The organism is Vreelandella malpeensis (assembly GCF_020622355.1).
Lineage (GTDB): Bacteria > Pseudomonadota > Gammaproteobacteria > Pseudomonadales > Halomonadaceae > Vreelandella > Vreelandella malpeensis.
This window is the reverse complement of sequence record NZ_WHVL01000006.1, coordinates 114,912-129,489: the sequence shown is the minus strand read 5'-3', so window position 1 is coordinate 129,489 and position 14,578 is coordinate 114,912. Positions and strand designations below refer to the sequence as shown.

Genomic DNA, 14,578 nt, shown 5'->3' with positions numbered 1-14,578 from the left:
AATGGCGAGCGCCTCGAGACAGGTGGCGGGTGGGCGTCGGCGTCAAACGCACTGGGGTTTCGCCCGCGCTTGCCTGGCCTATACTACACCAGCACCCGGGCCCATCTCGGGTCATCCGCTTCACAAGGGAGTGAAGCCCGCCATTTCACGTCAGGAGGACATCGTGGCTACCGGTACCCCCGATCACAAGGATGCCATTCGACTCTACGCCCGCCTGGGATACGCCTCCCGCGGTATCGTCTATCTACTGGTCGGCGGCCTGGCGGCGCTGGCCGTCTTCGGCCAGGGCGGCCAGACCGAAGGCAGCCGCGGCGCGCTAGAGCGCCTGCTCGCTGCACCCTTTGGCAAGGTACTGCTCGGGCTGATCGCGCTGGGGCTTCTGGGCTACGCCATGTGGCGCTCGATCCAGGCGATCAAGGATACCGACGGCCACGGCACCGACGCCAAGGGCGTCGCCATTCGTACCGGGCTCTCGATCAGCGCGATCACCCATACGCTGTTGGCGTTCTACGCTGCAAGCCTGATCTTTCGCCTGGGCGCTTCCAGCGACTCGGGCGGCTCTCAGGGCACGGTGAGCTGGCTCTTCGAGCAGCCCTTTGGTCGCTATCTGGTGGCGGCCGTGGGTGCGTGCATCATCGGCGCTGGCGTCGCGCACTGCATCAAGGGCGCCAAGGCCAAGTTCGACAAGCACTTCGCCATGCCCAACGCCACGAAACGCTGGGCGTACCCGGTGTGTCGCTTCGGGTTGATCATTCGCGGCGTCGTGTTCCTGATCGTGGGCGGCTTCTTCATGATCGCGGCCTATCACGTCAACGCCAACGAAGCCGGTGGGACCGAAGAGGTCTTCAGCTTCTTGCGCGATCAGGCCTTCGGCCAGTGGCTTTTGGCCTTCGTCGCCCTGGGGCTTTTCGCCTTCGGCGCCTATAGTGTGCTGGCGGCGGTCTATCGCCGCATCAACCCGGACCTATGAAATGGCGCTATTCTCGCAAGGCCAGAAAGAGTGGCTCGCGCGTCTCAATCGTTCACGGCGCATGCTCTGGCTGCTCGGGGCACTATCGTTTCTCGAGACGCTCATCCTGCCGGTACCGCTCGAGCTGATCATCATCCCGTTGATGGCCTCGAACCGCGCCCGCATCTGGTCGATCGCGGCGGTCGTCACCGCCGGATGTCTGCTTGGGTCGCTGGCGGGCTACGGGATCGGCATGGCGCTTTTCCAGTCGCTCGGCACCTGGCTGATTGGCGTCATGGGGATCGAGCAGAGCTACCAGAGTTTTCAGACGTTCTTCAGCCAGTACGGGTTCGCGGCGATCATTGCGATCGGCATTCTCCCGATTCCGTACCAGGTGGCGCTGATCACCGCCGGGCTCTCGGGCTATCCCATCCTGCTGTTCCTGCTCGCCGCCCTGCTTTCACGCGGTATTCGCTACTTCGGGATCGCCTGGCTCGTGTATCGCTTTGGCCACCAGGTCGAGCGCATGTGGAAACGCCACGCGCTGATGACGAGCCTGCTGGGCGGCGTGCTGATTCTGGTGCTGCTTTTGGGAATGCAGCTAATCGCCAGCCGTTTGGTGTAATGAATCATGAATTACGTGCCGGATCGATGCTCGGCCCTTGGCCGGCTGCCAGCCTGAGTGATGCTCGTCTAGGCTTTTGAGTAATCCCGCTCGACCCGGGCGATCCGGGTGGTGAAGTGTGTGTACCATTTATCACGACCAAGGCGCTGAGCCACCAAATGCTCGGCGTTCGCTTTCCAAACGCGGATCGCTTCTAGATCCGCCCAGTAGGAGACCGTTACGCCCAGGCCCTCCCGAGCAGACTCCACTCCCAGAAACCCCGGCTGCTCGGCAGCCAGCGCCACCATGCGCTCGGCCATCTCTGCGTAGCCTCGGGTATTCTCGCCCAATTCTGATGTGAAGATGACGGCGTAGTAAGGCGGCTCGGGGGTCTGGGCGATCGAGGTCATGAGAACAGCAGGCTCCGGGAAGGTGAAAGGGGTAACGCGGAAGACGGCCATTCTAGCCGCTGCCTCATGAGGGTGGTATCCGCCCTTCGCCGTTTGACCGAAAGTGTCCGCTTGTTGGCCGCTCGGTGCATCGCGGCGATGAGCACGCGCTCGTAAGCTTGGCTCTCACCTCATGAAGATCACAATGCAAAGAGAGCCATGCCCATGACCGTTTCATCCACCGCGCTTTTATTAATCGACGTACAGGCTTCGTTTCCCGCCAAGGAGTACTGGGTCGAGTCGCTCGCCGACCAGTGGCGGCCCCGCCAGCGTGCCCTGCTCGAGGCCGCCAAAGCCCAGGGTATTCCCCTGGTAAGAATCTTTCACGAGGCGCCGGGAAGCGACACGCCCTTCGACCCGGCGCAGGGGCTGATTCGTCCGCTCGAAGGGTTTGCGGACAGCGCCGATGTCACTTTTAATAAGCGCGTTCACAACGCCTTCAGCGACACCGGCCTGCAAGCATGGCTCGACGCCCGCGGCATCACCCGGCTGACCATTAGCGGCATTCGCACAGAGCAGTGCTGCGAGACCACCGCCCGGGTCGGCTCGGACCTGGGCTACCAAGTCGATTTCGTAAGCGACGCGACCCTGACCTTTCCCATGACCCGGCACGGCGTGACCTGGTCCGCCGATCAGATCAAGGCGCGTACCGAACTGGTTCTCGAAGGGCGTTTTGCGCGTATCATCGACACCCATACCCTGATCAACGATTGGCAGACCCCGCGTGAATAACGCATTGACCTTTACCTCCTCTTCGGCCAACCGTCCGCTACGGGTCGCGGTACTCATGATGCCGGGCCAGGTTCCGTTGGACCTGATCGGCCCGCTCCAGGTACTCTCTAGCGCAGCCCGGCTCTCGCTTGCCATCGACATTCGCTACCTTGGCCCACAGGCGGCAATGGCCTGGCTCGGGCCCTTGAGTCTCGCCGGCATCGAACCGCTGCCAAAGACGTTGCCACACCAGGATCTGCTGCTGATTCCCGGCCAGTACCGCGACGGTTACGAGCCCGACGCCCAGCGCGAGAGCCTCACTTGGCTGACGGCCAACGCCGAACACGCGGATACATTAATGACCGTCTGCTCCGGCACGCTACTGCTGGCGCAGGCGGGTCTACTGGCCGGCAAGCGCTGCACCACCCATCACTCGCTCATACCGCAGCTATGTGAGCACGCCCCCGAGGCCAAAGTGCAGCGCGACTGCATATTCACCGAGGATGGCCGATTTCTCACCAGTGCGGGCATCTCGACGGGCATCGACACCATGCTGCACTGGCTTACCCGAGTGGCCGGGCACGCCCTTACTCTGGCGGTGGCGCGGGAGATGGTGCTCTACCTGCGCAGAAGCGGTCAGGAGCCGCAGCTGGGTGCCTGGTTGGAGGGGCGTAACCACGTGAACGAGCGCATCCATCGAGTGCAGGATGCCCTATGCGCGGCCCCCGCACGGCCCGCGGGTCGAGACGCTCGCCCGTCAGGCGGCGATGAGCGAGCGCCACTTTCGCCGCCGGTTCAAGCTTCTTACTCAGATGTCGATTCTCGACTACATCGCCGGCATCCGGCTACAGCGCGCCAAGGCGCTAATGATCGAAACCGCCTGGCCGCTTGCCCGGATCGCCGCTGAAACCGGCTTTGGCGACGAGCGCCAGCTACGCCGCAGCTGGGCCCGAGTGGAGAAGGTCACTCCAAGCGCTTGGCGACGCGCCGAAACAATGACCTCTCAGAATTAAAAGATCGCCACACAGATCAAGGCGCACATCGCGATCATGCAGAGAACCCCTACCCCGTAGGCAAGAGTGCGCCAGGGCTGAAGCCGGACCAGGTAAGCAAGCGTGTGTGCGTAGCGCGCGGCGGTGAACAGCATGAACAGCCACCCGGCGAACGCTGGCGAAGCCCCGACCATCACGTAGGCCACGCCCAGCCCCAGGAAGATAGGAATGTTCTCGAGATCGTTCGACCACGCCTTGGCTGCCTGCTGCACCTGGGGCAGCTCCTCGCTGGCCGGCTCCTTACCCGCCATGCGCGCGTCTTCCGGCGTCTTGAAAGTCATTTTGGTGATGCGGTGATACCCCTGGTAGAGCGAGGTCGCCCACATCTTCACAAACAGCAGCACGGCGGCCACGGCATACCAGTATACGGCGTCGTCCATGATGGCTTTTCTCCTCGTGTCTCGGTATCGATGAGTGACGCGAAAGCGTCGCCCCAGCAGTATAGCCAATGGCCGGACGCCCACTTGCACGCCGCTTTTCAAACGTCGGGCGCGCGTTTACCATGCGCCCCCCATTCAGCGCGAGCCGAGCCATGTCCGCCAACGCCCTCTATACCGATCTTTCCGTCTACTACGACCTGATGTGCGAGGAGATCGACTACCCCACCCAGAGCCGTGGTGTGATGCGCTTGAACCAGCTGTTCGGCAACGGCGGGCGCCGGCATCTCGACCTGGCCTGCGGCACAGGCCCCCACGTGCGCCATTTTCTGGATGCCGGGTTCACCAGCGGCGGGCTCGACATCAACCCGCCGATGCTCGAGCGCGCGGCCAAGCGCTGCCCCGAGGCGCACTTCAGCGTGCAAGACATGGGCGATTTTGACGTGGCCGTTCCCCAGGATCTGATCACCTGCTTTCTCTACTCGATCCACTACAGCGCGGATATCGAGCGGCTGAAGGCCTGCATCGCGCGTGCGCATGAGGCGCTCTCGCCCGGCGGCGTGTTCTGTTTCAACGCGGTGGACAAGGACAAGATCGACAACGCTTTGGCGGTCAAGCACCGCGTGTCACGTGGCGAGGAAACCTTCACCTTCCAGTCCGGCTGGCACTACCCGGGCCAGGGCGAGCGCCAGGCACTGCGGCTGAGCATCGAGAAAAGACGCGTTGACGACGTGCAGCGCTGGAGCGACGAACACGCCATGGTGGCGTTGGGCTTCGAGGCGTTGGTCAAGCTTCTGGAAGAGTACTTCAGCGTGCACGTCTTCGCCCACGACTACGCCACCATCGCGCCCTGGGACGGCGAAGCGGGCAACGCGCTTTTCGTCTGCATCAAGGCGTGACGCGCACGTTCACTGCACGTACGCTTACTGCACGTAGTAGCCGCTCACCCGCCAGACGCCCTCCTCCAGGTGCGGGGTGATGGTCTCGGTGATCGAGGCGCGGTTCGCGAAGCGGGTCTGGTAGGTGAAAATCTTGTAGTCGTCGCGCGGGGCGCCAGGCATCGACCTATCGCTGGTCACTCGCACTCTGCGGCGAGCTTCAAGCGGGCCGAAGTCCTGGCGGGCAAGCTCGATGGTACGTTCCAGCATGCGCGGCGACAGCGGGCGCTGCAGAAGCGGCGAGGCCTCATTCCAGGCTTTTTCGAAGTCGCCTTGGTCGATGCTCTCGAGCCAGGCCAGTACCGCCGCCTCGGCGGCCTCCGTCTGGGCGTGGGCGGGCAGTGCAAACAAGAAAAGCGACAGGATCGAGGCGCGCAGCGTCATCGGCATGAAAGGCTCGTGGCGGAAAAGGAGTGTTCCTCTTTATATCGGGCGAAACCGCCACACCTTTAATCGCCCCTGCCTTGCCATGCCCGTCAAGCCTCGCCAGGTCGGTACTGATTCTGCAGCCCCATCAGGAAGTTGCGCAGAATCTGATCCTTGCACTCGCGGTAGTTCTTGTGGCCGGGCTTGCGGAAAAAGGCGCTCAGCTCGTGGTGGCTCAGCGGCAGCCCCTCGCGCTCGAAAATGGCCACAATGTCGTCGGCCTGCAGGTTCAGCGCGATGCGCAGCTTCTGGAACACCTGGTTGTTGTTGAGCTTGGTTTCCGGCGTGAGCGCCGGGCCTTCGCGCTTGCCGCGCTTGAAGCTGATGAAGCCGTTCAGGAAGGTGGCGAGATCCCGGTCGCGCATCGAGGCGTAGCCCTCGTCGTCATCCTTTTTCAGCCAGGCGGTGACCTTGGGCTGCTCCACCTCGGCCTCGGCCAGCTTGAAGATGGCGACGATGGTGGTGTCCTTGAGATCGAAGATGTAGCGCACGCGGCGCAAGATGTCGTTATTGGTCACGCGGGCTCTCCGGATGGGTCAATGAGTGCAGAAGCTCGTCGATTTCACGCTTGAGATCGTTGTCCTCGATGGTACCGGCGCTGGCCTTTGCCTTGCGCAGCGCCACAAGAGCCGCTTCTTCGTCCTCGAGCTCCACCCAAAGGCTCGCCATGGAGTAACCAATGGAGGCGATGTAGTCATCCAGCGACTTGGCCACGGCCTTGTCCAGCGCCTTCTGGTAGAGTGCCAGCGCTTCGGCGTGCTCCTCGGTGAAATCCGCCAGGGTCTCCCACTGCTCCGGGTGATCTTTCTCGGTGTACTCGTTGTCGATGCAGATCGCCTCGAGCTCGCCGTAAAGCGCCTCGAAGCCCTCGCGATCGTCCTTGTGAGCCGCGCGCATCAGCTTCTCGGCAAGCTCATAGACGGCCTTGTGAATCTTGGTGTTGATCATTACGCGAAAACGTCTCTTGAATGAAGATAGGTGCTCGCGGCGGATATCGACCGTCGCGCAACCTGTTCGATGCGCCAGTTTAAAGGCAAACGCGCCCGTTGTAAGGTTTGATTCGTATACCCAAGAAGCGGCCGGCGGGGTGACTCAGCGGATGTTCACTTGCCGCCGGCCATGTCGATGAAGGCACCGGTCACGTAGGAAGCCTGCTCGGAAAGAAGCCAGGCAATGCCTTGGGCGATCTCTTCCGGCGTGCCACCCCGCTGGAGCGGAATCTGCGGGGCGAGCCGCTCGACCCGGCCAGGCTCCCCGCCATCGGCGTGCATTTCGGTATGAATGAAGCCCGGGCGCACGCCGTTGACGCGAAGGCCGCGCGCGGCAAGCTCGAGCGCAAGCCCCCGCGTCATCGAATCCATCGCTCCCTTCGAGGCGGCGTAATCCACGTATTCGAAGGGTGAGCCGCTCTTCGCCGCCCCGGAGGAGACATTCACGATCGCCCCCGGCCCTTGGGCCTGGCGAATGAAGGCCTTGGCGCACAGAAACGCGCCCGTCACGTTGACGTCCAGCACTTGGCGAAAGCGCTCGACGCTGATCTCTTCGAGCCGGGATTGGGTCAACAGGATGCCCGCATTGTTCACCAGGTGCGTGACACGCCCAAGTTGCGCCTGGGTCGTCTCGAAGAGTGTGGCCACCTCGGCCTCGCTCGAGACATCCGCCTGGGCCGTGATGGCGCGCCCGCCCGCCTGTTCGATGGCCCTGGCCACGGTCTCGGCGGCCTCGCGGTTCTTCCGGTAGTTGATGCATACCGCGTAGCCCTGACCTGCCAGCAGCTTCGCCGTGGCAGCCCCGATCCCGCGCGCGGCGCCGGTCACGATCACGACCTTGTTCATGAAATTCTCCCTATCTGGGTAAGCGTCATGGTCAACGGGGCCGAGAAAACGCCCGACGTGCCTCTTCGACGCGGCCCCTCACGAAGCAGCCCTCGGCGTGATCGTTGATCAGCCCCATGGCCTGCATGAAAGCGAACACCGTGGTCGGCCCGACGAACTTCCAACCGCGCTTCTTGAGATCTTTCGAGAGCGCGATGGAGGTCGGTGAGGTGGTCAGGCTTTGAGGCACGCCGACTTCATGCTCCGGCGGCTCGAACCCCCAGAAGTACGCCGCCAGCGACCCTTCGCGCTCGACCATCTCGACCGCACGCCGGGCGTTGTTGATCACCGCCTCGATCTTGCCGCGATGGCGCACGATGCCGGCGTCACCGAGCAGTCGCTCGACGTCACGCTCATCGAAAGCCGCTACCTCGTAGAAATCGAACCCGGCAAACGCCGCGCGAAAATGCTCGCGCTTGGCCAGGATAGTGCGCCAGCTCAGCCCCGCCTGAAACCCTTCCAGGCTGATCTTCTCGAACAGGCGTTGATCATCTGTGACGGGAAAGCCCCACTCGCGATCGTGATAGGGCTCGAGCTCACCGGGCGCCACCGCGCACCAGGCGCAACGGGTGTGTCCATCCTGGCTCATGAGGGTCTTGTCCATAGGGTCGGTATCCGATCGAGCGAATCAAGTTCCCATCTTAACAGCCGATGACTCGGCCCGTATGGTGCTGGCACGCACTATGTCGAGTGGGCATTGGCGTCGGCGAACGACAATGAAGTAACGGAGACAGTCGCACGGCAGTGCCACCACAACCAAAGCACCGCTGCGCGGCGCCTTTCGCGGGTGCGCCCTTGCTTACCCGCGCTACAAGGTGCGTATCACCTCATACTCGTAGCGCGGCGTAACGAGCGACAGCGAGGCACCCGCGTGGCGGCGACAGCCGCCCGGCGCGTCGGCAAGATCGCCAAACGGTGCAGCATCAACGCGAGCGCCCTCGCCGTGCTGGTCGTGCTATCGTCTGGAGCGAGCGCGCAAGGTAGACTCCAACGCGACAACGACCTTCAAGGGATAGCCCATGAACCTCGACAAGACCCTGCTGCTGGCCATGATCTCGCTCCTGCCCGCCGTGGCACTCGCCCAGGACGCTCCCGCCGGCTCACAATGGCAAACCGAAGAGCATCACGACGACGAGCTGGATCTTCACTTCGTCGTGCTCAAGACCCCGGCCATCGGCCTGGCCCAGCCCACCCTCGTGTTTCGCTGCTTCGAAGACACCACCGTTGCCTACTTCAACCTCTTCGACCAGGAGGAAACCGGCACTTTCGAGTTCGATGCCCCCACGCTACGGCTCGACGACCAGGAAGCCGAAACGTTTGAGATGCAGGCGATCGACGACGGTCATGCTCTGGGCTTCTGGGAAGGCGCCGATGCCATTCCCTTTATCGAGGGCCTGTTTGGCGCGAACAGACTGGAGCTCGACATCACGCCCAGCGAGGGTGATGTCATCGAAGCGACGTTCAATATCGAGGGGCTGGAGGAAAGGATCGAGCCAATTCGCCAGGCGTGCGGCTGGTAATCCGCCAGGCAGGCCTCAGGCGATAGCGGCAAGTACCGTATCGATCTCGCCGAGCGGATGCCTGACGCCTGCGACGATGGCCATGCCCTGGCGAGGATCCACTTCGACGATATGCTCCCGGTCGCCTTCCGGGTAGCGCGCCAGGGTCAGGACGATTCGCCCATCGTCTTCGCCGAGACGGCGTAGATCCCACGGGCCGTGCGACAGATCGAGCACCCTCTTCTGCGTGGCCCGCTCCAGAATGATCGGCGCGTAGATCCAGAGCGACATGCGCATCTCGTGGGGAGCCGTCTTCACCTCGTACTGGCCACCCAGAACGTAATGCGATGTTTCCATTCAAGCTCCCCACTTCGTTCGCCGTATCGCGATGCCGCCCGAGATAGTGTCGATGCCGTGTCAGGCAGAGGTCAGCTTCAGCCCCACCAGCCCGGCCACGATCAGCAGCAGGCTTATCACCTTGAGAAGCCCCGTCGGCTCATCGAACAGCACGATGCCCAACAGCGCCGTGCCCACCGTACCGATCCCGACCCAGATCGCGTAAGCCGTGCCCACCGGCAGGTTCTTCAGCGCCAGTCCCAGCAGCAGAAAGCTCGCCGCCAGGGCGCACACCGTCCAGACGCTGGGCCAGAGACGAGTGAAGCCCGCCGAGTATTTCAAGCCGATGGCCCAACCGATCTCCAGAAGGCCCGCCAAGAATAGAATGATCCAGCTCATTGATATATCCAGATGAGATTGGGGCCGTCCCCTCGTGAAGAGCGAGCGGTGAGGTCGTCCTCACGTCGGTATGGCTGACCAGGATAAGCTTGGATTGGACGATCAACGCCGCTCGTTTCCTGGCTGCCATGGCCCACCGAAGAATACAGCGAGGCAGGAAAAATACAACGAGACGATCAATATCTACCGTCGCAAGCGAAAGAGACATGTCATGGCGCCATAATTCTGCCTGACTGACGCCATACTTGTATGGGCCTGACCGTTAGTGGCTTTATCAAGCGTCACTTGCTCTACGAAGCGCTCCCAGATCACACCCCACGATGGCCTCGAGTTGAGCCGTGATTTTCTCGGCACTCCAATTCCACCAAGCGATCTCCAGAAGCTCGCTGATCGTATTTTCATCGAACCGATACTTGATGACCTTGGCTGGATTACCACCCACCACGCTGTACGCCGGCACGTCGGCCACCACCACGGACTTGCTCGCGATGATGGCACCATGGCCCACCTTCACGCCCGGCATGAGCGTTGCCTCCAGGCCGATCCAGACATCGTGACCTATCTCGGTATCGCCCTTGTAAGGCAGCTCGCCCGCCTCCGGCATTACCTTTTCCCAACCCTGGCCGAATATCTGGAAGGGGTAGGTCGAAAAGCCTGACGTCTTGTGATTCGCGCCGTTCATGATGAAGGTGACGTCCTTGGCGATGGCGCAGAATTTCCCGATGATGAGTTTGTCGCCAATGAACGGGAAGTGATAAAGCACGTTGGCTTCGAAACGCTCCGGGCCTTGCGGGTCATCGTAGTAGGTGTAGTCACCCACGATGATGTTTTCTGACGTGATGTTGTTCTTCAAATAGCCCACTTGTGGAAAGCCCTTCATGGGCGCTTTATCGTCAGGGTTTGGGCCTTTCACACTGCCTCCGATCCATGGTTCACGACAAAAAGAACAGAAAGAGCGTACACCAGCGGCGATCACGCCTGAAGAGCGGCTTTTGCGCTATACTGCGCCCCTTTTGATTTTCGACTCAACCCAAGACGATTCGTCAGAGCCTCCCATGCCCTTTGCAAAACTTGGCTTATCCAGCCCTTTGGTTCAAGCGCTCACCGAGCTTGGTTACCAAACGCCCACACCGATCCAGCAACAAGCGATTCCTGTCGTTCTCGCGGGCAAGGATCTGGTCGCCACTGCGCAAACCGGCACGGGTAAAACCGGCGCCTTCGTTCTGCCACTGCTCGAGCGCTTCAGCAAGCAAGGCGAACTGCGCGGCAAGCGTATCCGCGCACTGATTCTCGTGCCAACTCGCGAGCTCGCGATTCAGGTCGAGGCAAGTGTGGCCGAGTACGCCAAACACCTGCCCCTGACCTCCCTGGCCGTGTACGGCGGCGTGGATACCCAGCCCCAGAAGGAGCGGCTGATCGAAGGGATCGATATTCTGGTCGCCACACCGGGTCGGCTGCTGGACCTGGCGCATCAGCGGGCGGTGCACTTCGATGAACTCGAGGCGCTGGTGCTGGACGAAGCGGACCGCATGGTCGACATGGGCTTCGTCGACGACATTCACAAGATCATGGTGCGCCTGCCGGAACACCGCCAGAACCTGCTGTTCTCCGCCACCATGAGTCACGAGGTGCGCGCGCTGGCTCACGGTTTTTCTGACAGCAAGAAGACCGACACAGCGGTGGAGATCTCCATTACGCCCAGCGTTCGCGCCGCCGCCACGATCGAGCAGTGGCTGATCACGGTGGACAAGGACAACAAGTCCGCCCTCTTGAGCCACCTGATCAACGAGCAGCAGTGGGATCAGGCGCTGATTTTCGTCGAGAAGAAGCACAGCGCGGCGAAGCTGGTGGCGCAGTTGGAAAAACGTGGCATCAAAGCGGATTCCATCCACGGCGGCAGAAGCCAGGCCATGCGCGAAACCGTGCTGGGCCAGTTCAAATCCGGTGAGCTCAAGTACCTGGTCGCCACCGGCGTGGCCGCCCGGGGTCTGGATATCGACGAGCTGAGCCGCGTGGTGAACTACGACCTGCCCTTCCCGCCGGAAGAGTACATCCACCGCATCGGTCGAACCGGCCGCGCGAGCGCTTCGGGCGAGGCCATCTCGCTGGTGGACATCAGCGACTTCAAGAACCTGTGCGCCATCGAAAAGCGTTTGAACAGCGTCATCGAACGCCGGGAGATCGAAGGCTTCCCGGTGCGCAAGGAGGTTCCCGTGTCGAAGCTGAACCACGTCAAGAAAGGCAAGCGTTAAGGTTCAAGTGGAAGCTCGCTGCTTGAAGGTGTCATCGAGCAGGCGTCTCACGGCGACATTTTCTCACCGTCAGGCGGGTGCAAAGGCGGCCAGCAGCTCGGCATTGGTGGGGTACTTCTCCAGCAGTTCGAATAGCCTCTTCGCACCTTCCATCGGCTTGAGCTGCGTCAGCGCTCGGCGCAGTGTCCGCACCTTTTCGATGTCGCTGGCGTCGATCAGCAGCTCTTCCCGGCGGGTGCCGCTTTTGGCGATATCGATCGCCGGAAAAATCCGCTGGCTCGCTATCTCTCGCGACAGCACGATCTCCATATTGCCCGTGCCCTTGAACTCCTCGAAGATCATCTGATCCATTCGGCTGCCCGTGTCCACCAGCACGGTGGCCAGAATGGTGAGCGACCCGCCGTTTTCGATCTTGCGCGCCGCCCCGAACAGATTTCGCGGTATTTCCATGGCCCGCGCATCCAGCCCGCCGGACATCGTGCGGCCACTGCCCCGCTGCTCGGCGTTGTGCACGCGAGAAAGCCGCGTGAGCGAGTTGATCACGATCATCACGTCATGCCCCTCGCCGGCCTGCTGGCGGGCGCTGGCCAAAAGCCGGTCGGCCAACTTCACGTGATGAGCGTAGCTTTCGTCACTCGAGGAAGCGTGCACCTCGGCCGATACGCTGCGCTTGAAATCCGTCACCTCTTCCGGGCGCTCGTCGATCAGCAGCGCGTACAGCTTGATCCCCGGGCACGCCTCGGCCACGGCCTGGCAGATGTGTTTGAGCAGCGTCGTTTTTCCGGAGCCCGGCGGCGCGACGACTAACCCCCGTTGGCCCATGCCGATGGGCGTGATCAAATCCATGGCGCGCATGCTGTGCTGGGCGGAACCCGCTTCCAGATGAATGCGGGGGGAAGGATGGATCGCGACGCCATTGAGAAAACGCTTTTCGGGGGTATCCAAAACGGGATCGTCTACTTTATCAGCGGGCCTGGTGTCTACCGGACGTTTTACCTTCAAACTGAGTGTTTTGCGCGTCATGGGATCGATGGGTCGCCTTGGGTCAAATGTTCATACAGAGTAAAGCCGTAATGTGGTAGACGCAGCCATCACTGGTCTTGTCAGGGCTACTGCGCTACAGTTGTACGGAGTTTCCGTACGTAAGGGTGGGATGATGGATATCATCAGTGTAAACAAATTCAGGGACAACCTGAAAAGCCTTGTAGAACAGGTTGTTAACAACCATGAACCCCTCAAGGTGACACGTCGCGCCGGAGAGGCGTTCGTAGTCATGAGTGCTGAAGACTGGGAAAGAGAACAGGAAACCCTGCATGTGCTCCAGAACCGAGACCTGATGCAGCAAATTGCGACATCTCTCGATACTCACAACCGTGGCCGAGGATACACACCCAATGATGAGCAGATGAATGAGATCACTGGTATTTGAGGGCAGCACTTGGGAAGCCTATGAAAAGATGCGAGAGAAAGACAAGAAGCTGCACAAAGCGCTCTGCAAATTGCTGAAAGAAATGCTCCGCTCCGACGACCCAACCACTAGAATAGGCAAACCTGAACCGTTGAAACACAATCTATCAGGCCTATGGTCACGGCGTATCTCACAGAAAGACAGGCTTATATACCGATTTGACAACACGTCCCTATACGTTTTTGCTATTGGAGGGCATTACGATCAGGCCTAACGCATGAGTTCACCGGCGTTTGAGGCGATGGCCGTTTTTGCGGAAGCAAAATGGGCAGCGAGTCAAACGTCCGGCGCAAGGATTTGTTGGCTCTCATTTTTTTGCAAGCTCCGCCAGCTCTAAGACTCGAGCTGCAGACGCTGCATATCCAAGATGCATCATGGCATCCACTGCAGCAACCTGCTTCTTGGTAGGTATAGCCGTAGTCACTACATTACCGGTATTGGTGAATGTCGGCCCGGAATGCAAGACACCTAGAAACTTTGATGCGCTTGCGAAATAACTACGATCATCAAACATGATTGGCGAACCGGAAGAGCCAGGGAAACAAGCAATATCAACTACCACGTTGGATTCCCCCTCGAAAGGCACCGCCGCGTGAGAAGCGGTGACGCCATGCCGAATGATAGGAAGACCATGGTGAGAATCCCAGAGCCCAGTCGGAAACCCTACCATGGCGATGCCCATTGATGAAGGAAGCCGTTCTAGTTCTTCGGCAGTTAGGATTGAAGCCGAGGAAATCACCTGATAGAAGAATCCTTTTTCCTTAAAATTTTCAGCCCTCGGCGCAACTGGCAAACAACAGAGATCAACCTCTGGGTCTGGATGGTGAAGCCACTCCGAGTACCTTGTTGCAATGAACTCGTGGCGACCAAGCTCTACGCGACCATCTGTGTCGATCTTTGTACGGTGCATTGGAAACCGAACCACATCTGCGCCTTCGATGACATGTTTGTTCGTTACAAGTACATCTGACGTGTCGTCTCCGTGAACCTGGAAGAAGAACCCAGTGCCAATTGCCTCCTCTCCCTCATTATCAACGGCCTCCAACCGAACAACCGTAAACATCAAACTGGTCGATAAATGTGATGGCGCGATTTTGAGTTTCATGTGGGCACCATGAGAGCTAACGCCGAGCTGAGCGACGGGCTTGCAGCGGAGCGGAAAGCCCGTCCGGCGAAGGCCCAGCCAGGGCCGGAGCGAACTCAAGCGACTTGTTAGAAGAGCAACAGCGCGGCATCACTGTTTC

At 60.8% G+C, this 14,578-nt stretch carries 21 protein-coding genes and 1 pseudogene; 10 read left to right on the top strand and 12 right to left on the bottom strand.

Annotation, left to right across the window (positions count from 1 at the left end; genetic code table 11):
• Window positions 1–163 precede the first annotated feature (163 nt).
• Together GEV37_RS14175 and GEV37_RS14170 are read left to right on the top strand one after the other, a co-directional pair.
• The gene (locus GEV37_RS14175) at window positions 164–970 is read left to right on the top strand and encodes a DUF1206 domain-containing protein (protein WP_227390920.1); all 807 of its coding nucleotides are present in this window, start codon (window positions 164–166) and stop codon (window positions 968–970) included.
• 1 nt (window position 971) lies between these two features.
• Window positions 972–1,574, top strand: a complete 603-nt coding sequence (locus tag GEV37_RS14170) for a YqaA family protein (RefSeq protein ID WP_227390919.1) — start codon at window positions 972–974, stop codon at window positions 1,572–1,574.
• A 68-nt stretch (window positions 1,575–1,642) separates the two neighbouring features.
• Here GEV37_RS14170 and GEV37_RS14165 read toward each other — a convergent pair whose 3' ends face one another.
• Window positions 1,643–1,963: an antibiotic biosynthesis monooxygenase family protein gene (locus GEV37_RS14165; RefSeq protein WP_227390918.1), complete on the bottom strand. Its 321-nt coding sequence runs from the start codon at window positions 1,961–1,963 to the stop codon at window positions 1,643–1,645.
• Window positions 1,964–2,167: 204 nt separating this feature from the next.
• Between GEV37_RS14165 and GEV37_RS14160 the strand changes: the two genes are divergently transcribed.
• The 3 genes and pseudogenes from GEV37_RS14160 (at window position 2,168) to GEV37_RS14150 (ending at window position 3,726) form a co-directional block, all read left to right on the top strand.
• The gene (locus GEV37_RS14160) at window positions 2,168–2,734 is read left to right on the top strand and encodes an isochorismatase family protein (RefSeq protein ID WP_227390917.1); all 567 of its coding nucleotides are present in this window, start codon (window positions 2,168–2,170) and stop codon (window positions 2,732–2,734) included.
• A gap of 55 nt (window positions 2,735–2,789) precedes the next feature.
• Window positions 2,790–3,215 (top strand): annotated as a pseudogene (locus tag GEV37_RS14155) (DJ-1/PfpI family protein); the annotation flags it as partial.
• A 205-nt stretch (window positions 3,216–3,420) separates the two neighbouring features.
• On the top strand, window positions 3,421–3,726 hold the full coding sequence (locus GEV37_RS14150; protein ID WP_227390916.1) for a helix-turn-helix domain-containing protein: 306 nt from the start codon (window positions 3,421–3,423) through the stop codon (window positions 3,724–3,726).
• Here GEV37_RS14150 and GEV37_RS14145 read toward each other — a convergent pair.
• The gene (locus tag GEV37_RS14145) at window positions 3,723–4,145 is read right to left on the bottom strand and encodes an MAPEG family protein (RefSeq protein ID WP_227390915.1); all 423 of its coding nucleotides are present in this window, start codon (window positions 4,143–4,145) and stop codon (window positions 3,723–3,725) included. The genes GEV37_RS14150 and GEV37_RS14145 overlap by 4 nt on opposite strands.
• 152 nt (window positions 4,146–4,297) lie before the next feature.
• Between GEV37_RS14145 and GEV37_RS14140 the strand changes: the two genes are divergently transcribed.
• Window positions 4,298–5,041: a class I SAM-dependent DNA methyltransferase gene (locus tag GEV37_RS14140; protein ID WP_227390914.1), complete on the top strand. Its 744-nt coding sequence runs from the start codon at window positions 4,298–4,300 to the stop codon at window positions 5,039–5,041.
• 24 nt (window positions 5,042–5,065) lie between these two features.
• Here GEV37_RS14140 and GEV37_RS14135 read toward each other — a convergent pair whose 3' ends face one another.
• The 5 genes from GEV37_RS14135 to GEV37_RS14115 all read right to left on the bottom strand — a co-directional run bounded on the left by GEV37_RS14135 (window position 5,066) and on the right by GEV37_RS14115 (window position 7,969).
• Window positions 5,066–5,470 carry a DUF4019 domain-containing protein gene (locus GEV37_RS14135; RefSeq protein WP_227390913.1) on the bottom strand — a complete coding sequence of 135 codons (405 nt, stop codon included), beginning with the start codon at window positions 5,468–5,470 and terminating at the stop codon, window positions 5,066–5,068.
• 86 nt (window positions 5,471–5,556) lie between these two features.
• Window positions 5,557–6,024 (bottom strand): YehS family protein, encoded by a 468-nt coding sequence (locus tag GEV37_RS14130; RefSeq protein WP_227390912.1) that lies wholly within the window; start codon window positions 6,022–6,024, stop codon window positions 5,557–5,559.
• Window positions 6,014–6,454, bottom strand: coding sequence for a tetratricopeptide repeat protein (locus GEV37_RS14125; RefSeq protein WP_227390911.1), 441 nt, complete (start codon window positions 6,452–6,454; stop codon window positions 6,014–6,016). Before GEV37_RS14125 ends, GEV37_RS14130 begins: the two co-directional genes overlap by 11 nt.
• 155 nt (window positions 6,455–6,609) lie before the next feature.
• Window positions 6,610–7,341, bottom strand: coding sequence for a glucose 1-dehydrogenase (locus GEV37_RS14120; RefSeq protein WP_227390910.1), 732 nt, complete (start codon window positions 7,339–7,341; stop codon window positions 6,610–6,612).
• 31 nt (window positions 7,342–7,372) lie between these two features.
• Window positions 7,373–7,969: a DNA-3-methyladenine glycosylase I gene (locus GEV37_RS14115; RefSeq protein WP_227390909.1), complete on the bottom strand. Its 597-nt coding sequence runs from the start codon at window positions 7,967–7,969 to the stop codon at window positions 7,373–7,375.
• 430 nt (window positions 7,970–8,399) lie between these two features.
• On the opposite strand from GEV37_RS14115, the gene GEV37_RS14110 reads away from it, so the two are divergent.
• Window positions 8,400–8,900 carry a type VI secretion system-associated protein TagO gene (locus GEV37_RS14110; protein WP_227390908.1) on the top strand — a complete coding sequence of 167 codons (501 nt, stop codon included), beginning with the start codon at window positions 8,400–8,402 and terminating at the stop codon, window positions 8,898–8,900.
• A 15-nt stretch (window positions 8,901–8,915) separates the two neighbouring features.
• Here the strand turns inward: GEV37_RS14110 and GEV37_RS14105 are convergent, their stop codons facing one another.
• The 3 genes from GEV37_RS14105 to GEV37_RS14095 form a co-directional block, all read right to left on the bottom strand.
• Entirely contained in the window at window positions 8,916–9,236 is a 321-nt protein-coding gene (locus tag GEV37_RS14105) for a hypothetical protein (RefSeq protein ID WP_227390907.1), read from the bottom strand.
• A gap of 60 nt (window positions 9,237–9,296) precedes the next feature.
• Window positions 9,297–9,614 carry a quaternary ammonium compound efflux SMR transporter SugE gene (gene sugE / locus GEV37_RS14100; RefSeq protein WP_227390906.1) on the bottom strand — a complete coding sequence of 106 codons (318 nt, stop codon included), beginning with the start codon at window positions 9,612–9,614 and terminating at the stop codon, window positions 9,297–9,299.
• Between the two features lie 274 nt (window positions 9,615–9,888).
• Window positions 9,889–10,527, bottom strand: a complete 639-nt coding sequence (locus tag GEV37_RS14095) for a Vat family streptogramin A O-acetyltransferase (protein ID WP_227390905.1) — start codon at window positions 10,525–10,527, stop codon at window positions 9,889–9,891.
• A gap of 142 nt (window positions 10,528–10,669) precedes the next feature.
• Between GEV37_RS14095 and GEV37_RS14090 the strand changes: the two genes are divergently transcribed.
• Window positions 10,670–11,866: a DEAD/DEAH box helicase gene (locus GEV37_RS14090; RefSeq protein WP_227390904.1), complete on the top strand. Its 1,197-nt coding sequence runs from the start codon at window positions 10,670–10,672 to the stop codon at window positions 11,864–11,866.
• A 69-nt stretch (window positions 11,867–11,935) separates the two neighbouring features.
• Here GEV37_RS14090 and rho read toward each other — a convergent pair whose 3' ends face one another.
• Window positions 11,936–12,889 carry a transcription termination factor Rho gene (gene rho / locus GEV37_RS14085; protein ID WP_227390903.1) on the bottom strand — a complete coding sequence of 318 codons (954 nt, stop codon included), beginning with the start codon at window positions 12,887–12,889 and terminating at the stop codon, window positions 11,936–11,938.
• A gap of 133 nt (window positions 12,890–13,022) precedes the next feature.
• On the opposite strand from rho, the gene GEV37_RS14080 reads away from it, so the two are divergent.
• Window positions 13,023–13,295 carry a type II toxin-antitoxin system Phd/YefM family antitoxin gene (locus GEV37_RS14080; protein ID WP_227390902.1) on the top strand — a complete coding sequence of 91 codons (273 nt, stop codon included), beginning with the start codon at window positions 13,023–13,025 and terminating at the stop codon, window positions 13,293–13,295.
• Entirely contained in the window at window positions 13,276–13,548 is a 273-nt protein-coding gene (locus GEV37_RS14075) for a Txe/YoeB family addiction module toxin (protein ID WP_227390901.1), read from the top strand. Before GEV37_RS14080 ends, GEV37_RS14075 begins: the two co-directional genes overlap by 20 nt.
• 93 nt (window positions 13,549–13,641) lie before the next feature.
• Here the strand turns inward: GEV37_RS14075 and GEV37_RS14070 are convergent, their stop codons facing one another.
• On the bottom strand, window positions 13,642–14,439 hold the full coding sequence (locus GEV37_RS14070) for a S1 family peptidase (RefSeq protein WP_227390900.1): 798 nt from the start codon (window positions 14,437–14,439) through the stop codon (window positions 13,642–13,644).
• Between the last annotated feature and the right edge of the window lie 139 nt (window positions 14,440–14,578).

Coding starts and splice junctions, on each gene's coding strand:
- GEV37_RS14105 (WP_227390907.1), bottom strand. CDS start 9,236: ATGGAAACATCGCATTACGTTCTGGGTGGCCAGTACGAGGTGAAGACG.
- GEV37_RS14170 (WP_227390919.1), top strand. CDS start 972: ATGGCGCTATTCTCGCAAGGCCAGAAAGAGTGGCTCGCGCGTCTCAAT.
- GEV37_RS14075 (WP_227390901.1), top strand. CDS start 13,276: ATGAGATCACTGGTATTTGAGGGCAGCACTTGGGAAGCCTATGAAAAG.
- GEV37_RS14135 (WP_227390913.1), bottom strand. CDS start 5,470: ATGCCGATGACGCTGCGCGCCTCGATCCTGTCGCTTTTCTTGTTTGCA.
- GEV37_RS14110 (WP_227390908.1), top strand. CDS start 8,400: ATGAACCTCGACAAGACCCTGCTGCTGGCCATGATCTCGCTCCTGCCC.
- GEV37_RS14150 (WP_227390916.1), top strand. CDS start 3,421: ATGCCCTATGCGCGGCCCCCGCACGGCCCGCGGGTCGAGACGCTCGCC.
- sugE (WP_227390906.1), bottom strand. CDS start 9,614: ATGAGCTGGATCATTCTATTCTTGGCGGGCCTTCTGGAGATCGGTTGG.
- GEV37_RS14115 (WP_227390909.1), bottom strand. CDS start 7,969: ATGAGCCAGGATGGACACACCCGTTGCGCCTGGTGCGCGGTGGCGCCC.
- GEV37_RS14160 (WP_227390917.1), top strand. CDS start 2,168: ATGACCGTTTCATCCACCGCGCTTTTATTAATCGACGTACAGGCTTCG.
- GEV37_RS14090 (WP_227390904.1), top strand. CDS start 10,670: ATGCCCTTTGCAAAACTTGGCTTATCCAGCCCTTTGGTTCAAGCGCTC.
- GEV37_RS14145 (WP_227390915.1), bottom strand. CDS start 4,145: ATGGACGACGCCGTATACTGGTATGCCGTGGCCGCCGTGCTGCTGTTT.
- GEV37_RS14080 (WP_227390902.1), top strand. CDS start 13,023: ATGGATATCATCAGTGTAAACAAATTCAGGGACAACCTGAAAAGCCTT.
- GEV37_RS14140 (WP_227390914.1), top strand. CDS start 4,298: ATGTCCGCCAACGCCCTCTATACCGATCTTTCCGTCTACTACGACCTG.
- rho (WP_227390903.1), bottom strand. CDS start 12,889: ATGACGCGCAAAACACTCAGTTTGAAGGTAAAACGTCCGGTAGACACC.
- GEV37_RS14125 (WP_227390911.1), bottom strand. CDS start 6,454: ATGATCAACACCAAGATTCACAAGGCCGTCTATGAGCTTGCCGAGAAG.
- GEV37_RS14120 (WP_227390910.1), bottom strand. CDS start 7,341: ATGAACAAGGTCGTGATCGTGACCGGCGCCGCGCGCGGGATCGGGGCT.
- GEV37_RS14070 (WP_227390900.1), bottom strand. CDS start 14,439: ATGAAACTCAAAATCGCGCCATCACATTTATCGACCAGTTTGATGTTT.
- GEV37_RS14165 (WP_227390918.1), bottom strand. CDS start 1,963: ATGACCTCGATCGCCCAGACCCCCGAGCCGCCTTACTACGCCGTCATC.